We start from the raw sequence: 3235 nt of genomic DNA, 5'->3' as shown, positions 1-3235 counted from the left end.
GCGTGGCGACGTCCTACTCTCACAAAGGGAAACCCTTCACTACAATCGGCGCTAAGAAGCTTAACTTCTGTGTTCGGCATGGTTACAGGTGTATCCTTCTTGCTATCGCCACCACACTATTCAATTGAGTAAGTGTTGCTCACTCAAAACTGGATCGAAGAAATCAAAACTCTTCCGAGTTTACGTGCTTTTTTCTTTTTGGTTAAGTCCTCGATCGATTAGTATCAGTCCGCTCCAACCATCACTGGCCTTCCACTTCTGACCTATCTACCTGATCATCTCTCAGGGATCTTACTTTCTTAAAGAAATGGGAAATCTCATCTTGAGGTGGGCTTCACACTTAGATGCTTTCAGCGTTTATCCCTTCCCTACATAGCTACCCAGCGATGCCTCTGGCGAGACAACTGGTACACCAGCGGTAAGTCCATCCCGGTCCTCTCGTACTAAGGACAGCTCCTCTCAAATTTCCAACGCCCGCGACGGATAGGGACCGAACTGTCTCACGACGTTCTGAACCCAGCTCGCGTGCCGCTTTAATGGGCGAACAGCCCAACCCTTGGGACCGACTACAGCCCCAGGATGCGACGAGCCGACATCGAGGTGCCAAACCTCCCCGTCGATGTGGACTCTTGGGGGAGATAAGCCTGTTATCCCCAGGGTAGCTTTTATCCGTTGAGCGATGGCCCTTCCATGCGGAACCACCGGATCACTAAGCCCGACTTTCGTCCCTGCTCGAGTTGTAGCTCTCGCAGTCAAGCTCCCTTCTGCCTTTACACTCTTCGAATGATTTCCAACCATTCTGAGGGAACCTTTGGGCGCCTCCGTTACCTTTTAGGAGGCGACCGCCCCAGTCAAACTGCCCATCTGACACTGTCTCCCAGCCCGATAAGGGCTGCGGGTTAGAGTGGCCATAACGCAAGGGTAGTATCCCACCATTGCCTCCATCGAAACTGGCGTCCCGATCTCTACGGCTCCTACCTATCCTGTACATGCGGTACAGACACTCAATATCAAACTACAGTAAAGCTCCATGGGGTCTTTCCGTCCTGTCGCGGGTAACCTGCATCTTCACAGGTACTAAAATTTCACCGAGTCTCTCGTTGAGACAGTGCCCAAATCGTTACGCCTTTCGTGCGGGTCGGAACTTACCCGACAAGGAATTTCGCTACCTTAGGACCGTTATAGTTACGGCCGCCGTTTACTGGGGCTTCAATTCGTACCTTCGCTTACGCTAAGCACTCCTCTTAACCTTCCAGCACCGGGCAGGCGTCAGCCCCTATACGTCATCTTTCGATTTTGCAGAGACCTGTGTTTTTGATAAACAGTCGCTTGGGCCTATTCACTGCGGCTGCTCGTTAGAGCAGCACCCCTTCTCCCGAAGTTACGGGGTCATTTTGCCGAGTTCCTTAACGAGAGTTCTCTCGCTCACCTTAGGATTCTCTCCTCGACTACCTGTGTCGGTTTGCGGTACGGGCCGTTGTTTTCTCACTAGAAGCTTTTCTTGGCAGTGTGACATCAGAAGCTTCGGTACTATTATTTCCCTCCTCATCACAGCTTGTCCGTATAGGTAGAAGCATTTGACTCCTACCAAGACTTACTGCTTGAACAGACATATCCATCAGTCTGCACTTCTTAGCCTCCTGCGTCCCTCCATTGCTCAAACAAAAACAACGGGTACAGGAATATCAACCTGTTGTCCATCGCCTACGCCTGTCGGCCTCGGCTTAGGTCCCGACTAACCCTGGGCGGACGAGCCTTCCCCAGGAAACCTTAGTCATTCGGTGGACAGGATTCTCACCTGTCTTTCGCTACTCATACCGGCATTCTCACTTCTAAGCGCTCCAGCAGTCCTCACGATCTGCCTTCAACGCCCTTAGAACGCTCTCCTACCAATGCACCTCATGGTGCACTCCACAGCTTCGGTAAACTATTTAGCCCCGGTACATTTTCGGCGCAGGGTCACTCGACTAGTGAGCTATTACGCACTCTTTAAATGGTGGCTGCTTCTAAGCCAACATCCTAGTTGTCTGTGCAACCCCACATCCTTTTCCACTTAATAGTTATTTGGGGACCTTAGCTGGTGGTCTGGGCTGTTTCCCTTTCGACTATGGATCTTATCACTCACAGTCTGACTCCCGGATATGAATGAATGGCATTCGGAGTTTATCTGAATTCGGTAACCCGAGATGGGCCCCTAGTCCAAACAGTGCTCTACCTCCATCATTCTCAATTCCGAGGCTAGCCCTAAAGCTATTTCGGAGAGAACCAGCTATCTCCAAGTTCGTTTGGAATTTCTCCGCTACCCACACCTCATCCCCGCACTTTTCAACGTACGTGGGTTCGGTCCTCCAGTGCGTTTTACCGCACCTTCAACCTGGACATGGGTAGATCACATGGTTTCGGGTCTACGACAACATACTCATTCGCCCTATTCAGACTCGCTTTCGCTGCGGCTCCGTCTCTTCAACTTAACCTCGCATGCTATCGTAACTCGCCGGTTCATTCTACAAAAGGCACGCTATCACCCATTAACGGGCTCTAACTTGTTGTAGGCACACGGTTTCAGGATCTATTTCACTCCCCTTCCGGGGTGCTTTTCACCTTTCCCTCACGGTACTGGTTCACTATCGGTCACTAGGGAGTATTTAGCCTTGGGAGATGGTCCTCCCGGATTCCGACGGAATTCCTCGTGTTCCGCCGTACTCAGGATCCTCCTAGGTGTTATCCAAATTTCGCCTACGGGGTTTTTACCCTCTTTGACATACTTTTCCAAGTATTTCGACTATCTGAATAGACTACCATATCGGAGTCCTACAACCCCAACAAGCAAGCTTGTTGGTTTGGGCTTTTCCCGTTTCGCTCGCCGCTACTCAGGGAATCGAATTTTCTTTCTCTTCCTGCAGGTACTTAGATGTTTCAGTTCTCTGCGTCTACCTCGACTGCGCTATGTATTCACGCAGACGTAACATCCTATAAAAGATGCTGGGTTCCCCCATTCGGAAATCTCTGGATCATAGCTTACTTACAGCTCCCCAAAGCATATCGGTGTTAGTCCCGTCCTTCATCGGCTCCTAGTGCCAAGGCATCCACCGTGCGCCCTTATTCACTTAACCTTTGACCTTACGGTCGGTTTTGAGTACTTCTTCTAGCGATAGAAGGTTGCTCAAGAAAATAAGCGTTGAACTTATTAAAAAACTCTTTTAACATTTCAACTCGGTGTGTGTTACTTGTTTTG

At 50.2% G+C, this 3235-nt stretch carries 2 rRNA genes; both read right to left on the bottom strand.

The features are described 5' to 3' along the window. Positions 1 to 116 (bottom strand): 5S ribosomal RNA (gene rrf / locus IAE45_RS18375). An 82-nt stretch (positions 117 to 198) separates the two neighbouring features. Further along, positions 199 to 3113: ribosomal RNA gene (locus IAE45_RS18370) — 23S ribosomal RNA — on the bottom strand. Positions 3114 to 3235 lie beyond the last annotated feature (122 nt).

The sequence above is a fragment of the Enterococcus sp. S53 genome, from assembly GCF_016516865.1.
GTDB classification, from domain to species: domain Bacteria; phylum Bacillota; class Bacilli; order Lactobacillales; family Enterococcaceae; genus Enterococcus_D; species Enterococcus_D innesii.
This window is presented reverse-complemented; position numbering and strand designations above follow the sequence as displayed.